The organism is Thalassotalea euphylliae (assembly GCF_042682785.1).
Classification (GTDB): domain Bacteria; phylum Pseudomonadota; class Gammaproteobacteria; order Enterobacterales; family Alteromonadaceae; genus Thalassotalea_F; species Thalassotalea_F euphylliae.
Map to the genome: position 1 here is coordinate 1,101,759 of NZ_JBHUIB010000001.1, position 23,580 is coordinate 1,125,338.

Sequence of the window (23,580 nt, forward strand, 5' to 3'; positions counted from 1 at the left end):
TAAAAAGGATGTTGACTTGAAGTCGACTTCAAGTTGTATGGTAGTAGCTCATATGTTGGCAAACAAGATTGTTAGCGCAACTTTCACACATATTTATAGAGGACGACAAAGATGGAACATGCGTTTTGGCACAATATCTGGGCAACCAATGAGATTGGCTTTCACGAAACAAACCCAAATGCACTTTTGCAGTCACATTTATCAACGATTGCCCAATCACCACATTCTCGAATATTTCTGCCTCTATGTGGCAAAACGGGGGATATAGGCTGGCTGTTATCACTAGGCTATGCCGTTGTTGGCGCAGAGCTAAGTGAACTTGCTATTAGACAATTATTTGAAGAACTAGCGCTAACACCTGAAATATCAGAACACGGTCAATTAAAACGCTACGCCGCGGAAAAGTTAGTCATATGGGTGGGTGATATCTTTACATTAACCGCTGAGCAATTGGATTATGTTGACGCTATTTACGACCGAGCAGCTATCGTAGCCCTGCCAGCAGAAATGCGTATCGCGTATAGCCAACATCTTATAACGCTAACGAAACACGCGCCACAACTTATCGTCACGTATGAATATGACCAGCCAGATTATCCTGGACCACCTTTCTCTATTAGTGAGCAAGAAATTTATGCTCACTATCGAAATGCATATCAAATCACGCAACTTGCACACGAAAAAGTGCCTGGTGGCCTGAAAGGACTATTTCCTGCCACCACGTCTGCCTGGCAATTATTGCCAAGTTAATCAAGACCACTGTTTCATCGCTTTTTCTTGAAGAAAGTCGATCAGTACACGCACTCGCTTTGCACGTTGTGCGTGTTGAACAAAATACACGTAGAGGCCCGGATACGTAAACCAGTAATCCTCTAACACAGGGATTAATTTACCTGATGTAAGCTGATGCTTAACCATGGGCTCAATAAGTCGGCCAATACCCAGCCCTTTGGCTGCGGCATCTACCATCACATCCGTGTCATTCGAAATCAGCGCTGACTCCATATCTACCAGCAGTTCTTCGCCATCATTATTTAGTCGCAAAGGCGCAATTTGGTTGGAGGCAATAAATCGATATTGCACCATTTTATGGTTATGGAGGTCATTAGGTGTTTCTGGCAGGCAATGCTTTTCAGCGTATCCTTGAGAAACAAACATGGCATCACGCATCGCGGGTGTAAGTTGTCTAGCAACCATTCCTTCAGCAATCCTGTCGCCAAAGCGGATGCCTACATCAAACCCTTCTTTGATGATGTCTTCGGCTTTATCGGAAATTGAAATTTCCAAGGTGATTTCTGGGTAACGCTGACAAAATTCTGCGTAAATAGGTGCCAGAAAAAACTGGTAGGCAAAACGTGGGGTTGTTATACGAACATGCCCCGACGGTACCTGACTGAGATCACCCACATTTTCCAATGCACTATCAATATCAAACATCGCAGACTGTGTTTGAGCAAACAATTGGTGACCAGCTTCAGTCAACTCGATACGACGGGTTGTACGCGTAAACAACGGTAAACCCAAGTGTGACTCAAGCAATTTTAGTGACTGGCTAACTGATGCGGGGGCTATTTCAAGTTGCCTAGCAGCACCTGAAATTGACCCTTCACTCACAATACAGTGAAATGTTGCCAGTTGATTGTACGTTGCGCCTTTCATGTATTTTTGCCTTATCAGCACATTATTAGGTTTATCCTAATAATTTTTTAGAAAAACCTCATCTAAAAATTAACAGTAATAGTGACTACTATATCCGTATTGAATAAGTCACATGATTTACGAGGTTAGATATGAGCAAGGTACTAGTCATTTCAGGACACCCAAATTTAGCGTCTTCTTACACAAATTCTAGTATTTTAACTGCCCTATCAGCAGAGGTTTCAGATATAGAAATTCGTCATCTCGATCAGCTGTATCCCGACTACCAAATCGATGTTGCAGCTGAACAGGCGGCTTTGCTATCTGCCGATACTATCGTTTTCCAGTTTCCTTTTTACTGGTACTCAGTACCTGCACTACTGAAAAAGTGGTTAGACGATGTATTCGCCTACGATTTTGCATACGGCTCAAAGGGCGACAAGCTAAAAGGCAAAAATCTTATTCTGTCTTTCACCATTGGTGGCCCCGAAGAGTCATACGATCCGTTGGGATATAACCATTACCCTATCGAAGAACTGATTAAACCACTGAAGCAAACCGCCTATTTAGCTGGACTGAATATGCTGCCTTCAATATATACCCATCGCATGGTGTTTATTCCTGGTGTGTACAACACCCAAGAAGATGTTGAAAAGCGCGCTCTAAACCATGCAAGCCGGTTAATTGATACCCTAAATGTATTAGCTAATTCAGCAGAAACACGCATTAAAAAGTTCGTTGCCGATTGGTTTGCAGAGTTCGATCAGCTGCCAGACAGCGATTCGTTTTTCCTAGCCAAACTTGCCGAAGACATCAACTGGGTAATGCCCGATGGCGCCTTCAAAGGCCATGCAGGGTTCAAGGACTGGTACGCCATCGCAAAACAAACCTTTCAGCCAGGATGTGATCATCAAGTAGAGCAAATTGATGTTGAGAAAACCAACGAAGGCTTCGAAGTAAACTTGCGCATACGCCTAATTGCGCAATCCCTCTGTGGAGATGACATCAACATGTTGGTCAATGAAACGTGGCAAATGACTGAGCAAACTGACAAAGGCTTAATCATTCATGACTATCAAGTGACCGCGATTTAACTTATCAAACATCAAAAGGAGGAGTTCGCTATGTATAACGTGATGACTAAACTGCTTAGCGCAACATTGTTTTTCGCTTCGCTACAAACACCTACTACATTGGCAAAAGACATTAACGACCCTGCACTATGGCCGAAACCAGCAGCCCCCGTTGCATTGGGTTCAGAAAGTAGTGAAGCGCTCAAAGTCGTTCAACAATTTTTCGAAGCTTATGCTGAAGACGATACCGCTAAACTCAGACAATTTGTGGCAGAAGACGTGGAATGGCATATCCCAGGAAAGCACCCTCTTGCTGGCACAAAGCGAGGAATCGATGAGTTTCTTGCATTCTTTTCATCACTTGCAAGCGCAGGTTTTAAAGCGGAAGTAATGATACTCGCCGCAAATGATACTTATGTGATTGATGCTCATCGAGGTTGGAGTAACACAGGCGGAGACAACATCGATATCAACTGGGTGCTGCTCTATCAAATAGAAAATGGGAAGATTAAACGCGTACAGAATTTTTCTGGTAATCAGTACGCGTCAGATCAATTCTTTACCACTTTTTTGAAACACAAAAGCTGAGCATTTAGCTCAGCTTCTCCGTGAAGAATGACAGTGTTCTTTGCCATGCAAGCTCTGCGTTTTCCTTGTCAAAACGACCCGTCGAGTCATTATGGAAACCGTGTTTAGCGTTTTTATACATATGCATTTGATAATCAACGCCCGCTGCTTTTAAATCTTGCTCATATTCAGGCCAAGACTTATTCACTCGCTCGTCTAACTCGCCCAGCTGAATCATCAACGGTGCTTTGATGTTTGCACGTAGCGCCTTCGCCGCTGGCGTGCCATAAAACGGAACACCTGCTGACAACAAATCGCTTTCAACAGCGGCCAGATAATTGACCATATAGCCACCAAAGCAGAATCCTACAGCGCCTAGCTTGCCATTGCTGAGTGAATGAGATTTCAAAAACTTCGCTGCGGCTAAAAAGTCTTGTTCTATCTTGCTGCGTTCCAGTTGACGTTGCATGGCTCGTCCTTCATCGTCATTTCCTGGGTAACCACCAACAGGAAATAAGGCATCTGGTGCAAATGCCACAAACCCCGCTTTCGCCAAGCGTCTGGCAACATCTTTTACATAAGGGTTTAAACCACGATTCTCGTGTATCACCAGCACCACAGGATAATTTGCTTTCTCTGTCGTTGGCACAACCAAGTAACCGCGACCTTTGCCATGCCCTTTAGGTGAATCAAATTCTGCAAATGAGGCTTTAATTTCTGGGTCATTAAACGACACTTGCTCTGCAAGCGCGTAATTTGGCAAAAGTGCACCGGTAAGCACCGTCATCGAATAACCAAGCGCAACCAAACCACTCAGTTTTTTCATGAAAGTGCGTCGATCCATACCGCCATGGGCATAATCGTCGTACCAATCAAACGCTTCTTGTGGTATCTCATTTTTATCTTGCATCTCGCTTATCCTTTTTATTGTTATTGCTCGTAAAATCAGTCTGATTTTGCCGCCTGTTTATTGCCAAGGATACCGCATTCAACCATCAGCCAAATGTGTCCTAGCATAGGTATTAACAGAAGGAACAACCAGTAAGTCGGTCGCCCTCTGCTGTTTAATCGTTTCTTACATGCCGCAATAATTAGCCAAAATGCGACTAACGTTACTATGATATAGATAAGGCTATGGATCACTGTCACTGTGCCTTGGCTTACGCTTTCACCATAGTGAATATGAATAGGGGTTAGCACGATATTGGTCAGAATAATAATTAGCCAAAATTGCAATCGTTCAATGTGGCCGTTGAACGAGAATAGAGCCACAACATGGCGTAGAAGCGTCATTTTTTATGCCAATCAGATGGTTAACAGCCTTGAGTATAGGAGAAATCAGCGTTGTTTAAAAAATTAGCAATGACACTTTGTTCCTTGTGCTTGATTCCGGGGGCGTTCGCCACAGAAAAGCCTGAGCAATTCTATGGCAATGTTATCAACGTAAAAGTAATAGCTCCTGAAACGAATGTACCCGAGGGCACCCTTTTGGGCGGCATGTTGGGGCTACTCATTGGCGATTCAACACAAAGCGTATTGTCTGGTGCCGCGGGTGGCTTTGCGATCACCTCTGCGCTAGAGGGCGATCGCCGCATCTTTATTTATAAAATAGAACAAGGCACACAACTCAAACAAGTTGCTCTCGATAATGGCAAGTTTAATGTCGGCGATTGTGTCGTAATTGAGACCATTGAAAGGCATGTAAACGTCAGGCCTGTCTCTAACAGCTTTTGTTTACACCCTAGTCATCCCGCCTTATCTGAACAGGATGTTACCGATATGCAAACGCAACAAGCCAACGCATGTGTCGCGGCAAGAAAGGCATTACTGGCAGCAACAACAGACAAAGAAACCGACAATGCGTTAATCAAAGTACGCGCTCTCTGCGAACAATAAACACATGAAGCGTTACAGGGCAGACAAAAGCGACAAAAGGGAACCATCATGAAATATTTTTTACTGATCGTGTGCATTATTGTGTGTACCGCATGTTCAGGCACTATCAAATCCTCTGACATTTCAGGCAACGCAAAAAATCATATCTACGTCATTAATGAACGCATAGCAGATAGGCTTATCTACGCTGCGATGAAAACGGAATTTGAAGAAAAATCGATACTGAAACTGTCATCTGATATCGGCTATTCGTCGTCTGTGGATTGGGGAATAGATACTGACGCGATAACGGTAAGTGCTATTCCAGCGCAAGGCATCGACGACAATAACAATACTGTCCAGGGCTATACGTTTGAAGCAAATCACACGGGCACAGCCCCAGCAGCAGGCGCACCAACAATAAAACGTTTAATGGCAAAACTAGTGAGTGACGCCGAAAAAATAGGCATGACCGCCAAGGCTAAATAGCGTTAACACACGTCAGAAAAAGTATCGTAGGTAAACAATAAAGGCACGTTTCCCGTGCCTTTATAAACTATTTACTTTGATGCTTTTTATTACATGCTAATTAGCCATAAGACTAGTGCTTCATATCTAAATGCATCACCTTTGACCACGCATTCACAAAGTCTTGCACAAACTTCGATTTCGCTTCATTGGTCGCATACACTTCTGCAATGGCTCGCAATTCAGAATTAGAGCCAAACAATAAATCAATACGTGTTGCTGTCCATTTCTTGTTGCCGCTCGCTCTATCGATGCCGTCAAACACTAATTCATTGTCTGTCTTTTGCCACTGTGTACTCATGTCGAGTAAATTCACAAAGAAGTCATTGGTCAGTTGACCAGGATTATCCGTTAACACCCCATAATCTGACTGCCCATGATTGATGTTAAGCGCTCTAAATCCGCCAATAAGCACGGTAAGCTCTGGTGGCGTTAGCGTGAGTAAATGTGCTTTATCCAGCAAGGTTTCTTCTGGGCGAACGCCAGGAGCACTGGTACCAAAATTTCTAAAGCCATCACTTTTTGGCTTGAGCACCGCAAATGCAGCTTTATCTGTCTGTGACTCGGTCGCATCAGTACGTCCAGGACAGAAAGGCACAGTCACATGATGACCCGCAGCTTTTGCTGCCTGCTCTATGGCTCCGCTACCACCAAGTACAATCAAATCCGCCATTGATACCTGTTTACCACTATTTGCGTCATTAAATGCACGCTGAATAGCGCCAAGGTGTTCAAGCACATTGGCAAGTTGCTCTGGTTCATTCACTTGCCACGTGTTTTGTGGCGCTAAGCGAATACGAGCACCGTTGGCACCACCACGTTTATCTGAATGACGATAAGTAGATGCTGATGACCAAGCTGTGTATATCAGTGCTTGTGCCGATAGGCCTGATGCTAAAATTTCCGATTTCAACGACGCAATGTCGTTGTCATCAAGATATTCACCTTGATGTGCTGGCACTGGGTCTTGCCAAATTAAATCTTCACTCGGTACTTCACTACCCAAATAGTTTGCCTTAGGTCCCATATCTCGGTGTGTTAGTTTGAACCAAGCACGTGCAAATGCGTCAGCGAATTCTTCTGGATTTTCATGGAAACGCTTTGAAATAGGTCCATAAATCGGGTCCATTCGCATTGCCATATCTGCCGTCGTCATGATGGTTTTTACTTTCTTCGATGGATCCTGCGCAGTAGGCACTAAGTGTTCATCAGCTGGCGAAACCGGTACCCACTGCCAAGCACCCGCTGGGCTTTTGACTAAATCCCAGTCATAGCCAAATAACACATCGAAGTAACCATTGTCCCACTGCGTTGGATTGGCAGTCCAAGCACCTTCAATACCGCTAGTAATGGTATCATTGCCACTGCCGCTCCCGTGCGTACTCAACCAGCCAAGTCCCATGGCTTCAACTGGCGCCGCTTCAGGTTCTGGGCCGACATGGGCGGCATCACCTGCGCCATGACACTTACCAAACGTGTGGCCGCCTGCCACCAATGCAACAGTTTCTTTGTCGTCCATCCCCATGCGTGCAAAGGTTTCACGGATATCCTGACCTGATGCTAACGCAGAAGGCTCGCCATTAGGACCTTCTGGGTTTACATAAATAAGGCCCATCTCAACAGCAGCAAGTGGGTTTTCTAGATCGCGCTCTCCTGTGTACCGCTTATCTGTTAACCAGGTGGTTTCTGCTCCCCAGTAAATATCTTCTTCTGGGTGCCAGATATCTTCACGTCCTCCGCCAAAGCCAAAGGTTTTAAAGCCCATAGATTCCAGCGCGCAATTACCCGCAAGTATCATCAGATCCGCCCATGAAATATTGGCGCCGTATTTCTGCTTTATTGGCCATAACAAGCGGCGTGCTTTATCCAGGTTACCGTTATCTGGCCAGCTATTTAACGGTGCAAAACGTTGATTGCCGGTTGATGCACCACCACGACCATCACCGATACGGTATGTACCTGCACTGTGCCATGCCATTCGAATAAACAACGGCCCATAATGACCATAGTCGGCAGGCCACCAGTCTTGTGAGTCGGTCATCAATGCATAGAGATCTTGTTTAAGTGCATCCAAGTCGAGTTGATTGAAGTGTTCTGCGTAACTGAAGTCGCTACCCATAGGATCTGATTTAGTATCATGTTGGCGGAGGATATTGAGGTTAAGCTGCTCTGGCCACCAATCCTTATTGTTGGTGCCTGTACCACCTAATTTCGTATTGCTTCCGTGTACGAACGGGCATTTGCCGCTCGCAGACGCATTGTCATTGCTCATGGTGCTCTCCAATTATTCGTGATTATTAAGGCGAACTACACATTGCCCTTGTTTTGCGACTGATATAACTATAGATGGTAACTCTACAACTGCCCGAAACCGTCAAGCCGTTTTATCATTACGCATCGCTTTGCTATCAGGTGCACAGCGGTGAGTTTTTAATTCTGCCGCGCTGTGATATCAAAAGCTTTAGTCATCTATGTGGCCAGCAGTTCGTTACTTTCGCTTGGCGTTATTTGTGGTTTACGCGCTTTTTCCCACAATTTCTCATGGAAAAAGTACGCCACGGTATTAATGGCTGGCTCAACAATGGCCACCAGTCCGCCAAGCACAAAATCACCTGTTATGGCGTAGGTTACGCCGAATGCCACAGAGAAATGGGTGACTGCAAACGTGGTAGTTTTCGCCATAACTTGCTCCTAGTTTTCCGCTGCTGATGATTTACACAGCTGGTCGCCGTAGTAGTTGTCAGCGTAGTTGCAAACCTGTGTCTCTTCGCTTTCGTGCGCTGCGCTATTGAATTGGTTAACGAGTTGTTGAATAACTTCTTTCATACTAAATTCCTCATATCCTGTCGCTTTATAGGCGATGTTGGGTTGACAAATTCAGTATGCGAGAGCTTGTTTGATTATAAAAATGGATTAAATCGATAGCTGTAATCTATTTTTTCGAACCACCTTGTGGGCATAACACTTTCAATTGCTTTTGAAAGAGCGTTATCAGCACTTCTATATCTGGGGTTTTAACGTAGTTAGGACGTATAACAAATGCGATACTGCGGTGTGGTCCTGGCTCGTTCAAATGAATTGCTCGAAGGTCGGTTTCATTGTGCAATAACTGGCTTAACGCCATTTCGGGCACTAATGTAGTGCCAAGCTTACCTGCCACCATTTGGATAATGGTATGCAGACTTGTCGAGTCGAACGTTGCATCTTGCTCCATACTCTTTTGCTGACACGCCGCCAATGCATGATCTTTGAGACAGTGTCCCTCTTTGAGCAACATTAACTTGTCGATTTCCATTTCTTTGGTGGTAATTTCTTTGGCTTGTTGCGGGCATTCATCTTGATGGCACACCATATAGAAATCTTCTTGCCAGAATTCAAAACTCATGAGGCCGTCGATAGGGTAAGGCAAGGCCAGTATCGCCGCATCAAGATGACCATCTCTAACTCCATCGACCAATTCATGTGACTGCGCTTCAACAATTTTCAGGCGGAATTCAGGGTATTGCTTGCGTACATCGGGCAATACCTTAGGCAGCAAGTAAGGTCCAATTGTCGGAATCACACCAAGCGTCATGGGTGTACTCAGTGGTGTTTTTTCAAGTTGTGATAGCTGCATCAACTCGTCCAACTCAAGTTTTATTTTCTGAGCTTTTGCCAGCACTTTCTTACCACAATCGGTGACAAAAACGTGTTTATTGTTACGTTCGAACACCTTTAAGCCCAACTGATTTTCCATTTCGTTAATGGCTGTACTTAAAGCAGATTGCGACACATTGCAAAGTTCAGACGCTTTTTTAAAGTGCAGGGTTTTTTCTACCGCCAATGCGTAATTGATTTGTTTTATAGAAATCATGATGACGTTCTAAAAAATTGAACATTAACTTCAGTTTAATGCGATTTCGAGAATGAGGAAACACTTCTATGCTTGTAAGGGTATTCGTGAAAACAACTATCCACTTCCATCAAGGGGGAGCACATGCAAATCAAACAGGTACTGTCTGCGATAGTCGCAGCAAGTGCGATGTTAAGTTCAACATCGATAGCTGCGTCAATCGGCGAAGCAAAAACAAATCAATTCTGGTGGCCAGAGCAACTCAACTTAAGTCCACTCCGTCAACACGGCGCAGAATCTAATCCTTACGGCGCAGATTTTAATTATGCCCAAGCCTTTGCCAAGTTAGACCTAGCAACCGTTAAAACAGATATCGAGAAAACCTTAAAAGATTCGAAAGATTGGTGGCCGGCTGATTGGGGACACTACGGTCCATTGATGATTCGTATGGCATGGCATAGCGCTGGTGTATACCGCGTGCACGATGGCCGTGGCGGTGCAGCAGGCGGTCAACAACGATTCGACCCACTCAACAGCTGGCCAGATAATGCTAACCTCGACAAAGCACGACGCCTGTTGTGGCCGGTGAAGCAAAAGTACGGTCGCAGCCTTTCTTGGGCTGATTTAATGGTACTTGCAGGTAATGTTGCGCTTGAATCTATGGGCTTTAAAACCTTTGGTTTTGCGGGTGGACGTGCAGATGACTGGGAGCCAGATCTGGTGTATTGGGGTCCAGAAACGGTGATGTTGAAAGACAACCGACGTGACAAAAAAGGTAAATTAAAAGGTCCTCTTGCAGCGGTAGAAATGGGCCTCATTTATGTGAATCCAGAAGGCCCACATGGTAAACCTGATCCACTTTTAGCGGCCCAAGATATCCGTATGTCTTTTGGGCGTATGGCAATGAACGATGAAGAGATTGTAGCGCTTATTGCCGGTGGTCACACCTTCGGTAAAGCACATGGCGCAAAGAGCCCTAAAGGTTGTGTTGGCAAAGAGCCAGCCGCAGCTGCAATTGAAGAGCAAGGTTTTGGTTGGAAGAACAAATGTGGAAAAGGGAATGCTGAAGATACCATTACCAGTGGCCTAGAGGGTGCTTGGACAGTGACACCAACACAGTGGTCAACTAACTTCCTCGATAACTTGATGAACTTCAATTGGGTATTAACAAAGAGCCCAGCGGGTGCAAAACAATGGAAGCCTGACTTTGACGGTGCTGACAAACTTGTGCCGGATGCACATGTTAAAGGAAAATTTAACGCCCCAATGATGTTAACCACTGACATTGCATTGAAAGAAGATCCCGCATTTAGAGCAATCGTCGAACGTTTTCGCAAAGACCCTGCAGAATTTGAGTTAGCCTTCGCGAAAGCATGGTTTAAATTAACACACCGCGATATGGGACCACGTGCTCGTTATGTTGGTGCTGAAGTACCAGCCGAAGTACTGCTATGGCAAGATCCATTGCCAGCGGCTAAAGGCAAGCCGATTAATCGGAAAGATGCAACAGATATTAAGAAGCAAATCATTGCGACAGGCATTGCACCATCAGAACTCGTGAAAACAGCGTGGGCATCTGCAGCAAGTCATCGTGTTACTGATATGCGTGGCGGTGCCAATGGTGCTCGTATTCGTCTGGAGCCACAAGCAAATTGGGCGGTAAACGACCCTAAAAATCTAAGCAGCACACTGGCAGAGCTAGAGAAAGTTCAAACAGCTTTCAACAAAAAGTCGAGCAGTCGAAAAGTATCACTTGCTGACGTTATCGTACTTGCTGGTGCAGCAGGTATTGAGGAAGCAGCAAAAGCAGGTGGCAGAAAACTTGTTGTGCCTTTCGCACCGGGTCGCGTTGATGCAACACAAGCGCAAACAGAGGTGCTGTCGTTTTCTTACTTAGAGCCAAAAGCCGATGCCTTTAGAAACTACTTCGATGGCACTAGTTATATGGGGCCCACAGAGATGATGGTCGACAAAGCCAACATGTTAGGCCTTACCGTACCTGAAATGACGGTGTTACTTGGTGGGTTGCGTAGTATCAATATCAACTACGACGGCAGTAGTCACGGCATTTTAACGAATAAGCCAGGTAGTTTGAGTAATGACTTTTTCGTGAATCTGCTTGATATGAGCACCGTATGGAGCAAAGGTGCGCAAGAAGGCCTTTATGAAGGTAAAGACAGAAAATCTGGCAAAACGAAATGGACCGCAACGCCAGTTGATCTAATTTATGGCTCGAATTCAGAGCTAAGAGCCATTGCTGAAGTGTATGCCTCTGCTGATGCTAAACAAAAGTTCGTGGACGACTTCGTAAAAGCATGGGTGAAAGTGATGCGCCTGGATCGCTTTGATTTAAAGTAACAAACCTAACTTGAGCGGCAACATCGCCGCTCTTTTTTGATCAATACATGAATTTTCCTGCATTATGCAACTTAAGTTGTGCTATATCACCGATAAATGTAAAGTTGTCCCGCAAAAATAATGACAAAAGGAAATGATCATGAAGGGCATCGTCATATTGGCTGCCATTGTCGTCTCTCTGACGCTCACTGGTTGCGCTAATACTTCACGAGTTACTAATAAACCTAAAGTAAAAGTGAACGCAAGCGTAGAAACTCCAAACTCTACAGAGTTAGCTATTTACCTGCCAGAAGGCAAGCGAACACTAGAGTTTTTTTCAGGAACACTTCACAGACCAGGAAAAGCTTTACAAGATAGCGTTATTGAAGCTTTTAAACCTTATTTTAAAAACTACAGACTGTTCGACTACAAAAATGATGTCGATAAATTTGGGTTGCTATTAGATCTTGATCCAGAATGGAAATTTGAAAATGGAAAAGTCTATTCAACCATCAATTACAATATTTATTTACCAAGTGGTGAAAATATAAGATCTGGAACATTCAAAAACAATGCTACGGCAAATTATCGACATACCGACGCAGCGTTTTTTAATTCTAGTTTCAAGGCACTACAAAGCTTAGCCATTTCGATACTAAACAAACAACTACCTTCACAAGAAAAATTTCCTAGTGCAGGAAACATGGCTGCTTTTGATTTAAATCTGCTAATAAATGCTGATAAGCCCGTAAGCAGTGGAACTGCATTTCTTCTCAATAGTCATGGAAATTTCATGACTTCAAACCACGTAGTCAAAAGCTGTATGGTTACAAAAGTAAAATTCAAAGACGGTGTTTTTGACGTAAAACTCGAAGAAAACAGTAAATTGTTGGACTTGGCAGTATTTAGCTCGGCGGTATCTGATAAAGATTTTTTACCAATTAGAAAATCTGAGAAAATTAACTTAGGAGAGAAGGTTGTATCTGTGAGCTATCCACTCAAAGGTGTTCTAGCTTCTTCGGCAAATTTAACGCTTGGAAATGTAACCTCTAAAAAAGCACTTCAAGGCTCACTTGGCTTATTTCAGTTTAGTGCACCCATTCAGCCTGGTTCAAGTGGCGGAGCTTTAGTTGCTGAAAGTGGCGAAGTAATTGGTGTTGTCACGAGCACTCTCAACGCGAAAGAGCTGATCGAGGAGGGTATCGTCCCGCAAAATATTAATTTTGCACTTCAAAGTCACTACCTTTCCAAATTTTTAGATGCTCACCAGATACAATACGAAACAAATAAAAATTTAGCCTTGCAAGATGTGAACGACATAGCGTTAGCATCTACAGGGCAAGTTGTTTGCTATCAATAAGGATATGATATGAAACTTATAAACTGGGCAATAACTCTCTTAATATTCAGCGTTACTTTGCAATCTGCTGCTAGTCCGATACCAGCAATGAAATACGTAAGTAATGTCGATGATGAACATAGCTTCGATGTGCTTAAGTCAAACAATGCGTGGAAGAATTTAGACAAGGAGCTTCATGGCAGTCCTTTTCTTCTTGTTGCATACATGGAAACTCAAGAAACAAACGGTGGTAGCGCCGCTGTTGCAACATCAGCACTTTTTTCAGCTGCAACACTTGGCATAATCCCTATCGTTAACAATAACGATATCGTTCTTACGTTCCGTATTAGGCTTAACAATTCAACAGTTACTGAGCACATTTACACACACAATGTGACAGACGCAAACTCGATTTGGGCAGGTCCAAATCGAGAACTAAATAAAGAAACGAAAGAATGGCTTAAAAAATCTACTGAAAAGTTTGTCTCAGATATATCGACAGATGACCAACTTGCAGAAGTATTAAAAGAATACGAGTTTTATTTCGGTAATTCGTAAAAGCATGGGTGAAAGTCATGCGCCTAGATCGCTTTGATTTGAAATAGATAACAGTAAGCGCTTACATACTTATTAAACGCCACTAATGTGGCGTTTTTTTTCACCTTAACTTTTCAGTTTTCAACATTATTGCTCTTTTAACTGCATACGTATTCATCCTATAGATGAATATTTTTCAACCGAAAACGATGCTAAACCTATTCTTGGTTAACAAAATATTAACAGAGGGGGGAGTAGAAAATGAAAAGTAAAATAACAACCAGTCTTTTAGCGTTAAGCATCGCCTTTAGTGGTTCAGCCAGCGCCGAGGCGATACTACATGCGTTCAACTGGTCGTACGATGACGTGGCGGCGAAAGCATCAGAAATTGCTAACCTTGGTTACAAGAAGGTGCTAGTTTCGCCTGCGTATAAATCAACCGGTAGTCAATGGTGGGCACGTTATCAGCCACAAGACTATCGCGTCATTGATAATCCGCTCGGTAACACGACTGACTTTAAAGAGATGATCACAACACTGAAAAGCCACGGTGTGGAGGTGTATGCTGATATCGTGTTTAATCACATGGCAAACGAAGCATCAATTCGCTCTGATTTGAGCTATCCAGGCAGTGCAGTATTGGCTGAATACGCCAGTAACCCTGATACAGCTAATCAGACCTTGTTTGGTGACATAACCGATAACTTTTTAGGCGCCAATGATTTCCATCCAGCAGGTTGTATTACTGACTGGGGGAATCCAGGCCATGTTCAGTATTGGCGATTGTGTGGTGGTAATGGTGACACTGGTTTACCGGATCTAGACCCTAACAATTGGGTTGTCGCGCAGCAAAAGACTTACTTAAACAAGTTAAAAGAATTCGGTGTGACCGGCTTTAGAGTTGATGCTGCAAAACATATGTCAAACTACCATATCAACGCCGTATTTGATGGTGATATCAAAAATGGCGTTAATGTATTTGGTGAAGTGATCACCGCAGGCGGTGCAGGTTCAACAGAGTACGATAGCTTTCTAGCCCCGTATTTAAACGATACTGGACACAATGCCTACGACTTTCCGTTGTTTAACTCAATGCGTAACGCATTAGGCTTCGGTGGCTCGATGGCCCAGCTAGTTGATCCAGGCGCATATGGCCAAGCGCTTGATGGCAACCGTGCGATAACCTTCAGTGTCACACATGACATCCCGCTCAATGAGGGTTTTAGATACCAAATCTTAGACCCTACTGACGAGTTCTTAGCAAATGCCTACATATTTGGTCGTGATGGCGGCGTACCCATGGTTTATTCAGATCATAACGAAAGTGGTGATAACCGCTGGCAAGATATGTACAAGCGTAGTGATGTGGTTGCACAATTGAAGTTCCATAACGGCGCGCATGGCCATGGTATGCAAGTCATTAGTTACAGCGACTGTCATATCTTATTTAAACGAGATCATGTTGGTATTGTTGGTATTAATAAGTGTGGTTCAGGTCGCGACGTTTGGGTGAATACTGCAACCGACAACTTGTGGTGGTACCGAAATTACGTCGATACCTTAACGGGCGACACGCAATACATAACCTCTCAATGGCACAAGTTCTACTTACCAGAACGTGGCGCAAGAATGTGGCTTATGCAATAACAACGTAGGCCAAACTATCGACTTGTGGGCGCCTAAAATGGCGCTCACTTATCGCTTATTTTTATCTGTTTACTACCAGTATTTTGTTTAACTGGTTTTCCCTTATCAAAGACTTTGTTAGCATCGAGATTCTCTATTATTTGAACATCCGGCTCTAATTACGTCGCTAAATGAAAGACTTACTGGAAGATATCTACAAACAGTGTTTACCGCTGACCACCAAAGGCAAGGTCGCGGATTATATTCCTGCGCTTGCGAAGGTAAACCCTAACCAATTTGGGATAGCTATCTATACAAACGAAGGCAAAGTATATTCTGCTGGCGATGCAAAAACGCCTTTTTCTATTCAGAGTATCTCAAAAGTCTTTGGTTTAACCCTGGCCATGCAGCGTAAAGGCGATGATATATGGCAGCGAGTTGGCCGAGAGCCGTCAGGTCTTCCCTTTAACTCACTTGTTCAACTTGAATATGAGAATGGCATACCTCGTAACCCTTTTATCAACGCCGGCGCACTGGTTATCTCAGACATGATAGAGTCGCATTACGCGGCTTCAAATTTGGTGATGAAGCACTTTGTTAGACGGTTGGCACGCAATGAAGCCATTAAAGTAGACGAAGTAGTCGCTGCATCGGAATACGAACATCGTTCACGCAATGCGGCAATGGCTTACTTGATGAAAGCATTTGGTAACTTCGATAACGATGTTGAAAAAGTGCTGCTCAGCTATTTTTCCAACTGCGCGATTACCATGTCATGTATCGATTTAGCTAAATCAGTCAGTTACCTTGCCAATAATGGCGTACATTTAGGCACAGACAGACAAGTGCTCACCAAAAACCAAACCAAACAGCTGAATGCGTTAATGGCAACAAGTGGCTTATATGACGAAGCAGGCCGTTTCGCCTTTAAAGTGGGTATGCCGGGTAAAAGTGGCGTGGGAGGCGGTATTATCGCCATTGTTCCAGGCAAACTTTCTATCTGTGTTTGGTCACCAAGCTTGAATGAAGCAGGCAACTCATATGCAGGTTTAGCGGCTTTGGAAATGTTATCCGAATACCTGGGGTGGTCAGTTTACTAATTCGCCTGCGTTAATTGCCAAGTATCAAATGCGGTTTGCACCGCTTGAATGATCTCAGGCTCCGTTTCTTTACTCAATGCCATGCAATGTTGTGCTTTTTCACCGTCATGGAGCACCAACCCAGCAATAAAGGTAAGGTGCTCTGCATCCATGTCATTGAGCCGATGACGCAATGATTCTTCCGACTGCACAACAGCATCTACTTTACCATTCACTAACTTCAATAAGTTAATCTCTTCACTGGCAGAAATATCAATGTTTTTTCCTGGCACAAAACCATTCTGAAGAAAGAAGTTATGACTATTGTCACCTCGCATTATGCCCAAGACAGACTTCTTTAAGCCCTCGATAGAATCAATATCGGTAGGGTTTCCTGCCAGTTTATATATCCGAATGGGGGTAGCTTGATGTATTGGACAAAACCAATGAAAAAGCGGCTCACGTTTGGCATTGCGGTAAATTGAGTAAATCAGCACGTTGGGCTTATTAGTCGCAATATAATAGCTTCGTGCCCATGGATACACTGAGATGGAGTAATTGAGATTAGTATAGGAGAGAATCTGATTAATTTTTTCAGTAACGATACCACTGGGCTCATCACCTTTAATAATATAGGGAGGCCAGTTTTCAGTAACGACTTTCAATTCTAACTGCTGTGCCTGTGTTTCTATGTGAAACAACATTAACACTGCCAACAACCACGATAACTTCATCGAACCGGCACTTCATTCAAAAACTAAACTACACACGTTAATTCAACAGCAAGATACGGAAACAACGCACTCTTACCCAAGTATAGATAAGTTTAATGAGAAATTGAGGTTAGTCGGCACTCTTTCGATACTGGCTAGGCGTTTGGAACACTTCTTTTTTGAATGCGGTGTAAAATGAGGACTTAGCGTTGAAGCCGACATTCATTGCAATATCAAGCACAGTATCGTCAGTTTCTCTCAACAACTGCTGCGCTGCTTGAACTCGATGTTTATTCACATAATCAAAGAAATTCATGCCAAGTGATTCATTTAACGTTTGCGAAATATAATTCGGTGAAGTGCTGATATGCTTTGCCAACTTCTGTAGTGATAATGACGCATCAAGATAGAGTTTGTCTTGCTGCATTGCTGCCTCTATTTTTGCCGCAATTTTTTCTGCATGTGCCTGATCGAGCGCCGACTTTTGGTACTTTCCTGACGCAGTTTGCGCCGTATCGAGTACATCATTAATTTCCTCTTTACTGTCGTATAGCTCTTCCAGCCCCGGTTTTTGGCGCAATCCCCATAACGCAATTGACCATACCATCAGCAACGTCACTATTGCAGCAAGGTTTGCACTTATTTCTGTCGAATAAAATAAGTTGTCCAACAATATGTTAATTGCCGTTGCTGACCAAACCACACCAACCGCTAGCAATAACCAACTTAGCCATCGGATCTCCTTTGCATCTGTGGTTGCAAAAAGGTCTTTCAATTGACGGCGATAGGCCGCAAGACGACGAACAACCTGATCAAAATACCAACCAGACTGCAGTACCCAAAAAATAACCAACAATAAGGTGGTGATTAACAGCGTCACAACGGTATAGCGGAGCGTTGGCAGCAGCGTTTTCAAAATAGCGTCATCACCTTCCATTAAGAGCGCGTATTTTATGTCTGCGGGCATAAATACAGCCACTAGTGACACCAATAAGCCAATCACCGCTGGCACGATATGAACGGGGTTAACTTGTCTAACATGCCATGCTGATTCGGCGGTTAAGCCAACAACGTAAAACCAAAACATGGGTGCTATTAATAGGAGTGCAGGTAAGGAAAATATTAAAAATTCATCACGTAATTCAGGTAATAAAAATGCGATGCTTGGCTGACAAATAACCACGCCGATTGCTAGTAAACAAATAGCCAATGGCAAATAAGTTTGTCTATTCAGCGCACGTAAAAAAAGCAAGTGCGCACCAAAAACAATGATGGTTAAGGTAACAATATTAAAAAAAAGCTGAACAGGGTTATCCATTACTATTGATTCTCTATTCTACCATGTAACCCCCGTATTGACTGGGCTCGAGAAAATAGAAAAAAGTTCGAACCTACAGGATGAACCTTTTTACAGGTTCGAGCTAGCATAATCGGACGCCAATGTTAGTTCGATTCTACATAATCAGTTCCACCTAAGCTACTTGATACGGATATAACAAATGACACTAGCAAATACCGCTAAACTCAGCTCTGAAAAGCCAACAATTTCATTCAATTGGACGGTGGTAGGCTCACTATTTTTCTTGATGGCCATTCCTGCTATTCCTGCCATGTTTTTTATCACTGCTGTTGCATTGGGGCCATCGGTTATTGGCGAGTTAACGGCTTACGTGAGTGCCGCACACTTTGAAAAACCCGCTGCTCTTTTTGTGCATGGAGGATCTGGCGTACTGTTTTTTCTGAGCATGCCATTTCAGTTTTCCCCCAAGCTAAGAGCAAGTCACTTAAACTGGCACAAGATGTCAGGCAGAATTGCCGTTGTTTCAGGATATGTCATGGCTATTTCAGGTGTATGGATGCACAACGTATTAACACCGGAATCACAAGGAGGAAGGTATTTTTCTTTGATTGTCATGAGCATTGCCATGTGTCTAACCTTTTCCATCGCTCTATGGCATATCATTAATAAACGTGTGAGTGCTCACCAAAAATGGATGGCACGTGCTGTTGCAGTCACATTGGCTGCGGTAACACCCTTATTTGTCGACATATTAATACTGCTTGTGTTTGGCTCATTTAATGGAGTTTTCGATATGCTTGTTGATCTACACCATAACTACGGACGATTACTTGCCATTGTCATCAACCTAAGTGTTGTTGAATTCTGGTTCAATCGAAAGAAGCAGACAGGGCAATAAAGTAGAAAAGAATAGAAAGCTAACTATGCGTACACTTTAATTCGGTTACGGCCTTCATTTTTAGCTTGATATAGCGCTTTGTCGACGATGCTAAACATGTCCTCAAAGCGCGTATGTTCATTCGTTCTTTGAGCAACACCTAAACTCAAGGTAATAAAAATTTCTTGCCCCCAGCAACCCGTAATCCCTTGGTTGAGCTGATGAACTCGAATACGTTCTGCTATCACCTTGGCTTCGTTTAAAAAAGTGTTTGGTAATAATATCGAAAATTCTTCTCCTCCCATTCGCGCCACAATGTCATGGTCTCTAACGATGGTTTTGAGGTTCTTCGACAACTCTATCAAGACTTGATCACCCACCGGATGGCCATAGGTATCATTAATATTTTTGAAGTTATCGATATCAATTGAAATGATCGACAGCGGTGAGTTATGCCTTTGGGCTCGATTGAACTCTTTTATGGATTGTTCTTCAAAATAGCGCCTGTTATTTAATCCCGTTAAATGGTCAAGCACCGCCAGCTGCTCAAATGATTCTTTCAGGTTATACAGCTCTGTAACGTCTGTTGAAAAGCCTATCAGCGCTTGTTGGCCGTTCTCATATTCAAACGGTATTTTGACACTTTGATAATGCAACCTTTGTCCATTATCTTCGACGACTTCATGGGCAACGGTTTTTTCATTACGTTCGAAAACCTGTTTATCTGACTGCCAGAAATGATCTGCGGTTTCTTGTGGCAGCACACTAGAATCGCGCTTACCGGCGATAAAGTCAGCATCATAACCAAACAGATCAGCCACCTTGTTGTTTACATACAAGAAATTTCTATTGCTGTCTTTCATGTAAATATGAGCATCGACATTGTTTAACACTACATTCAACAGGTTTTCTTTTCGTTTTAGGTCGTCTTGAAGCAATTTCATTTCGGTTATGTCGGTGGAAACACCGTACAAACCAATCAACTCACCATTTTCAAACAGTGGTGATTTAGTGGTTTTGTAGACCCGGATAGAGTTCAATGCTTTAACAAATGTCTCTTCTTCCGATTCAATGGTGACACGTTCTGAGAGCACTTTTTGGTCATTTTCTTTGAGGGTTTGATAATGCGTTAAATCAAAAAACTCACTGTCATCTTTTCCTAAAATCTCATCGATAGGCTTTTCAAATAGCTCAGCAACCTTTTGATTGACATAGATGTACTTTCCCTGACAATTCTTAACGAAGATGTACGCGTTTACATTATTGAGAAGGGAATCGAGCATGAACACCTGCTTACTACTATATGACTTTATTGATGCAGAGATACAAATGCTTACCTGATCAGCAACATCACATCATTGTTATATGTTTAGTATGGTTAACGATAGGTGAAGTGGTCAACCTGAATTCACCAATAACTGATGAATAGACACAATTAGTTTTACTTTATTGATTGACTGATTGTTATTTTCCCTTAAGTTAACCCCTATTAACGAGCAACAAACATCGCTACCTTGCCACGATTTCATTGTTTACATTACGAAATAGATAGCCAAGCACTTTCAGTTAAAGCACCTAACGGCGAACCTATCGATATTCGACCTAAAACCTGCCAATTGTTGATTCTATTGTTAGAGAATGCAGGCAGTTCTGTCAGTAAACAAACCATACTGTCTTCAGTTTGGCGTGATTCGGTGGTTGATGAGCAAGTCATCTTTCAGTCGATAAAAGAGCTACGTAAATTATTTGCTGATGACATTGTCATTAAAACCATACCCAAGCAAGGCTATGTTTGGCTAGCCGAAGTAAAGACTGTTAATGAGCAGTCGAGTGATAACAAGGTCAATAGATTAACTATAACATTTGTAGCCAGCATTATTTTTATTGCAGCAATAACTGGTGTATACACGCAATATTGGACGCCAGCTCAGCACGCTTCCCCAAGCAGTGTTGAGTTAAATGTTTCAGGCTCTGTAGTGATTCTACCTACCGAAAATCGTATCCCTGGCAACGATCATAGCTGGATAAGGCTGGGCTTGATGGACCAACTCATTCAACGTCTACCCAGTAATGACCAAGTCGGCGTGTTACAAACCGACTACGTTATGCAAGTGCTAGAAAGAGCGAGTGCACCTTTAACTGACATTAAACCTGATCACATACCTAACATTTTTACCGTTTCTGGCGCAGACTTTATTGTGGCCACTAGGCTGTCAGGTTCACCACACGATTACCAATTAAGCTACACATTCTATCGACCTAATTCGCAGCACAAGGGTGCTATTTTTAATAGAGATATTCAGGGCGCCATCGACGAACTAGGCGACCTAATTGCAACGCGCATAGGACCAAGTTCACCATATAGTGCAAGTCAGTATCACGCCGATTTCAATAATGAAATGTTGGGCGTTGCCATTGACCTGAAACTTGAAAACAAAGACCAACAAGCCATTGCACTGTTGAAAAGTATTGTCGACAGTGATGCAAACAATCTTACCGCTCATCGGCTACTGGTTGAAAGCTACCTAAAAACCGGCAGCATTGAAGATGCCAAATACCAGCTCAATGCAGCGTTACCCGTTGCTCGAGAGCAAGCTGACAACCAAGAGCTTACCAGACTGCTGTACTTTCAAAGTATCTATAGCATTATGAATGGCACGCCTGAATTAGCAGCCCAGACTATTGCTGAAGGGTTGGGCTTAGCGCAGGAAAGTAAAGACTGGTTATTCCTTGCCTACCTCACCGAATTACAAGCGACAATCGCGATGCATACCGATGATTTTCTCAATGCAGAAAAACTGATTGAAGAGGCAAAAGGCTACCATCAAGTGCTTAAGTGTCCACTGGGTGAAACCCAGTCCTGGATATTCTTGAGCGAGTTAGCAAAGCGCCAAAATGACACAGAAAAGCAGTCTCTAGCACTTAAAAAAGCAATGGATATTGCGACCAAACGTCACTTAACAATCAAAATAGACGAAATAGAATCACTTATAAATTCCTTATAGATATCAACGATTTCAGAAAATTTCAAAAAGATTAATTAGACCTTAATAGACTTCAGCGGGCATAAAACACAAAACAAACGAGGAGAGTTTTATGCCAGCTATGCAATCGCGCTCATTTATTGGCGCGGCATTATTTTTTGCCTTTATTGTGATGCTTATCACGTCATTTTTGCTGTTCAGTCAGCAGCACAGTAATTTAATTGCACTCATTCACACAATGATTGGCTTTGCCATGGTACTGACACTGATTTGGCATTTAGTGAAAAACTACAAGCCTTTAGTGCAATACCTAAACCCGTTAAAGAAACACCAAGGGAAGATAAACCTCGCTTTTCCAGTAGCATTACTATTTATTGGCTACTTAATCGCATCGCCATTTCTGCGTTTATCGCCGGCGATGGATATTTATCGCCTTGGTCAAACACTCAAAGCAGCGGACAAAGGAAACGACGATGTTGAGCACATGTATGTGGAACGACAAGTGGATGTTGAAGGAGCAACAGGGCAGTCAATCACCATCGAACTTAAAAAAGGACCTTATTTTCTGTGGCCGCAGTACGCTATATGGCTTGAAACGCTTTCAGGTGAATTTGTACAACCGCTTTATGTCACTAGCGCTATTGCAACCAACAATTTCACGAATAAAGTCAGCAAGAAAGATCCCAATCAAGTGTTCAATTCCCACTTAATGGTAGGCCCTAATCCGATTGCGGCGAGCGCACTGGAAGGAGGCGAAGACCCTGAAAGCAAAGACACTCGTATGCGTCCTGAGTCACTACCTGTTTTTCTGCATCAACTAGCTGCTAAAGCAGACAATGGCTATTTTGTACCGACCGACAATAGCTTAGAAGTGGATGGATTTAGCGGTGCGACCATGACGGAAAACTTTATCTACACAATCACAATGCCTGAAGCGTTAACAGGGCAATACCGCGTGCGAATGGAGATAAACCATTCGTTTGATTATAACGAATACTACTCGTCAGATAGATTCCCAGATGACGAAATATACTCTGGTGATGGGTTCAGTGCGCAGCCTTCTGTCATTTATGAATCGGTGATTGATTTCAGCCAGCCTGATAACTTAAATCAAATGGTATTGATTGGTCACGGCCACCATTCAGGAAGAGATGGCGATATCTATAAAGATACCAGTAATCTCACAACGGCTTTGGAATTGGCAGACCGTGTGTTAGTCAGTATCAAAGAGCAGCCGATGCACACCGCAAGCACGCAGTAACTATTCGCGGCTAA

General features: G+C 43.2%; 23 protein-coding genes. 13 read left to right on the top strand and 10 right to left on the bottom strand.

Going from position 1 to position 23,580, the window contains the following annotated elements:
* Nucleotides 1-111: 111 nt before the first annotated feature.
* On the top strand, nt 112-750 hold the full coding sequence (tmpT, locus tag ACFSJY_RS04980; RefSeq protein ID WP_386031727.1) for a thiopurine S-methyltransferase: 639 nt from the start codon (nt 112-114) through the stop codon (nt 748-750).
* On the opposite strand, the gene ACFSJY_RS04985 is transcribed toward tmpT, so the two are convergent.
* Entirely contained in the window at nt 751-1,659 is a 909-nt protein-coding gene (locus ACFSJY_RS04985; protein ID WP_386031729.1) for a LysR family transcriptional regulator, read from the bottom strand.
* Nucleotides 1,660-1,790: 131 nt separating this feature from the next.
* On the opposite strand from ACFSJY_RS04985, the gene ACFSJY_RS04990 reads away from it, so the two are divergent.
* The gene (locus ACFSJY_RS04990) at nt 1,791-2,732 is read left to right on the top strand and encodes an NAD(P)H-dependent oxidoreductase (RefSeq protein WP_386031731.1); all 942 of its coding nucleotides are present in this window, start codon (nt 1,791-1,793) and stop codon (nt 2,730-2,732) included.
* Between the two features lie 30 nt (nt 2,733-2,762).
* Nucleotides 2,763-3,299, top strand: coding sequence for a nuclear transport factor 2 family protein (locus ACFSJY_RS04995; protein ID WP_386031733.1), 537 nt, complete (start codon nt 2,763-2,765; stop codon nt 3,297-3,299).
* A gap of 4 nt (nt 3,300-3,303) precedes the next feature.
* Here the strand turns inward: ACFSJY_RS04995 and ACFSJY_RS05000 are convergent, their stop codons facing one another.
* A complete protein-coding gene (locus ACFSJY_RS05000) occupies nt 3,304-4,188 on the bottom strand; it encodes a dienelactone hydrolase family protein (RefSeq protein WP_386031736.1) in 885 nt (294 codons plus the stop codon).
* A gap of 35 nt (nt 4,189-4,223) precedes the next feature.
* Nucleotides 4,224-4,571 (bottom strand): DUF805 domain-containing protein, encoded by a 348-nt coding sequence (locus ACFSJY_RS05005; protein WP_386031738.1) that lies wholly within the window; start codon nt 4,569-4,571, stop codon nt 4,224-4,226.
* A 51-nt stretch (nt 4,572-4,622) separates the two neighbouring features.
* Here ACFSJY_RS05005 and ACFSJY_RS05010 point away from each other — a divergent pair, with 51 nt between their 5' ends.
* Both ACFSJY_RS05010 and ACFSJY_RS05015 read left to right on the top strand, forming a co-directional pair.
* The gene (locus ACFSJY_RS05010; protein WP_386031740.1) at nt 4,623-5,174 is read left to right on the top strand and encodes a hypothetical protein; all 552 of its coding nucleotides are present in this window, start codon (nt 4,623-4,625) and stop codon (nt 5,172-5,174) included.
* Nucleotides 5,175-5,222: 48 nt separating this feature from the next.
* The gene (locus ACFSJY_RS05015; protein WP_386031742.1) at nt 5,223-5,642 is read left to right on the top strand and encodes a hypothetical protein; all 420 of its coding nucleotides are present in this window, start codon (nt 5,223-5,225) and stop codon (nt 5,640-5,642) included.
* A gap of 112 nt (nt 5,643-5,754) precedes the next feature.
* Here the strand turns inward: ACFSJY_RS05015 and katG (ACFSJY_RS05020) are convergent, their stop codons facing one another.
* From katG (ACFSJY_RS05020) to ACFSJY_RS05035, 4 genes are all read right to left on the bottom strand, one after another.
* Nucleotides 5,755-7,953, bottom strand: a complete 2,199-nt coding sequence (gene katG, locus ACFSJY_RS05020) for a catalase/peroxidase HPI (RefSeq protein WP_386031744.1) — start codon at nt 7,951-7,953, stop codon at nt 5,755-5,757.
* Between the two features lie 197 nt (nt 7,954-8,150).
* On the bottom strand, nt 8,151-8,363 hold the full coding sequence (locus ACFSJY_RS05025; protein ID WP_386031746.1) for a DUF2061 domain-containing protein: 213 nt from the start codon (nt 8,361-8,363) through the stop codon (nt 8,151-8,153).
* Between the two features lie 9 nt (nt 8,364-8,372).
* Nucleotides 8,373-8,507, bottom strand: a complete 135-nt coding sequence (locus ACFSJY_RS05030) for a hypothetical protein (RefSeq protein ID WP_386031748.1) — start codon at nt 8,505-8,507, stop codon at nt 8,373-8,375.
* A gap of 106 nt (nt 8,508-8,613) precedes the next feature.
* Nucleotides 8,614-9,534: a hydrogen peroxide-inducible genes activator gene (locus tag ACFSJY_RS05035; protein WP_386031750.1), complete on the bottom strand. Its 921-nt coding sequence runs from the start codon at nt 9,532-9,534 to the stop codon at nt 8,614-8,616.
* Between the two features lie 123 nt (nt 9,535-9,657).
* Here ACFSJY_RS05035 and katG (ACFSJY_RS05040) point away from each other — a divergent pair, with 123 nt between their 5' ends.
* From katG (ACFSJY_RS05040) to glsB, 5 genes are all read left to right on the top strand, one after another.
* On the top strand, nt 9,658-11,871 hold the full coding sequence (katG, locus tag ACFSJY_RS05040; RefSeq protein WP_386031752.1) for a catalase/peroxidase HPI: 2,214 nt from the start codon (nt 9,658-9,660) through the stop codon (nt 11,869-11,871).
* Nucleotides 11,872-12,010: 139 nt separating this feature from the next.
* Entirely contained in the window at nt 12,011-13,210 is a 1,200-nt protein-coding gene (locus ACFSJY_RS05045; RefSeq protein ID WP_386031754.1) for a S1 family peptidase, read from the top strand.
* A 9-nt stretch (nt 13,211-13,219) separates the two neighbouring features.
* Complete coding sequence (locus tag ACFSJY_RS05050; RefSeq protein ID WP_386031756.1) at nt 13,220-13,747, top strand: hypothetical protein; 528 nt, start codon at nt 13,220-13,222, stop codon at nt 13,745-13,747.
* 240 nt (nt 13,748-13,987) lie between these two features.
* Complete coding sequence (locus ACFSJY_RS05055; protein ID WP_386031758.1) at nt 13,988-15,373, top strand: alpha-amylase family protein; 1,386 nt, start codon at nt 13,988-13,990, stop codon at nt 15,371-15,373.
* A gap of 170 nt (nt 15,374-15,543) precedes the next feature.
* On the top strand, nt 15,544-16,452 hold the full coding sequence (gene glsB / locus ACFSJY_RS05060; RefSeq protein WP_386031760.1) for a glutaminase B: 909 nt from the start codon (nt 15,544-15,546) through the stop codon (nt 16,450-16,452).
* Here glsB and ACFSJY_RS05065 read toward each other — a convergent pair.
* Together ACFSJY_RS05065 and ACFSJY_RS05070 are read right to left on the bottom strand one after the other, a co-directional pair.
* Nucleotides 16,449-17,165, bottom strand: coding sequence for a substrate-binding periplasmic protein (locus tag ACFSJY_RS05065; protein WP_386031762.1), 717 nt, complete (start codon nt 17,163-17,165; stop codon nt 16,449-16,451). The genes glsB and ACFSJY_RS05065 overlap by 4 nt on opposite strands.
* A gap of 109 nt (nt 17,166-17,274) precedes the next feature.
* Nucleotides 17,275-18,462, bottom strand: a complete 1,188-nt coding sequence (locus ACFSJY_RS05070; RefSeq protein ID WP_386031764.1) for a helix-turn-helix domain-containing protein — start codon at nt 18,460-18,462, stop codon at nt 17,275-17,277.
* Nucleotides 18,463-18,643: 181 nt separating this feature from the next.
* Here ACFSJY_RS05070 and ACFSJY_RS05075 point away from each other — a divergent pair, with 181 nt between their 5' ends.
* On the top strand, nt 18,644-19,342 hold the full coding sequence (locus ACFSJY_RS05075) for a DUF2306 domain-containing protein (protein WP_386031766.1): 699 nt from the start codon (nt 18,644-18,646) through the stop codon (nt 19,340-19,342).
* 23 nt (nt 19,343-19,365) lie between these two features.
* On the opposite strand, the gene ACFSJY_RS05080 is transcribed toward ACFSJY_RS05075, so the two are convergent.
* Nucleotides 19,366-20,604: a sensor domain-containing diguanylate cyclase gene (locus ACFSJY_RS05080; protein ID WP_386031768.1), complete on the bottom strand. Its 1,239-nt coding sequence runs from the start codon at nt 20,602-20,604 to the stop codon at nt 19,366-19,368.
* Between the two features lie 231 nt (nt 20,605-20,835).
* Between ACFSJY_RS05080 and ACFSJY_RS05085 the strand changes: the two genes are divergently transcribed.
* Nucleotides 20,836-22,326 carry a winged helix-turn-helix domain-containing protein gene (locus ACFSJY_RS05085; RefSeq protein ID WP_386031770.1) on the top strand — a complete coding sequence of 497 codons (1,491 nt, stop codon included), beginning with the start codon at nt 20,836-20,838 and terminating at the stop codon, nt 22,324-22,326.
* 91 nt (nt 22,327-22,417) lie between these two features.
* Entirely contained in the window at nt 22,418-23,566 is a 1,149-nt protein-coding gene (locus tag ACFSJY_RS05090) for a DUF4405 domain-containing protein (RefSeq protein WP_386031773.1), read from the top strand.
* The last annotated feature ends 14 nt before the right edge of the window (nt 23,567-23,580 follow it).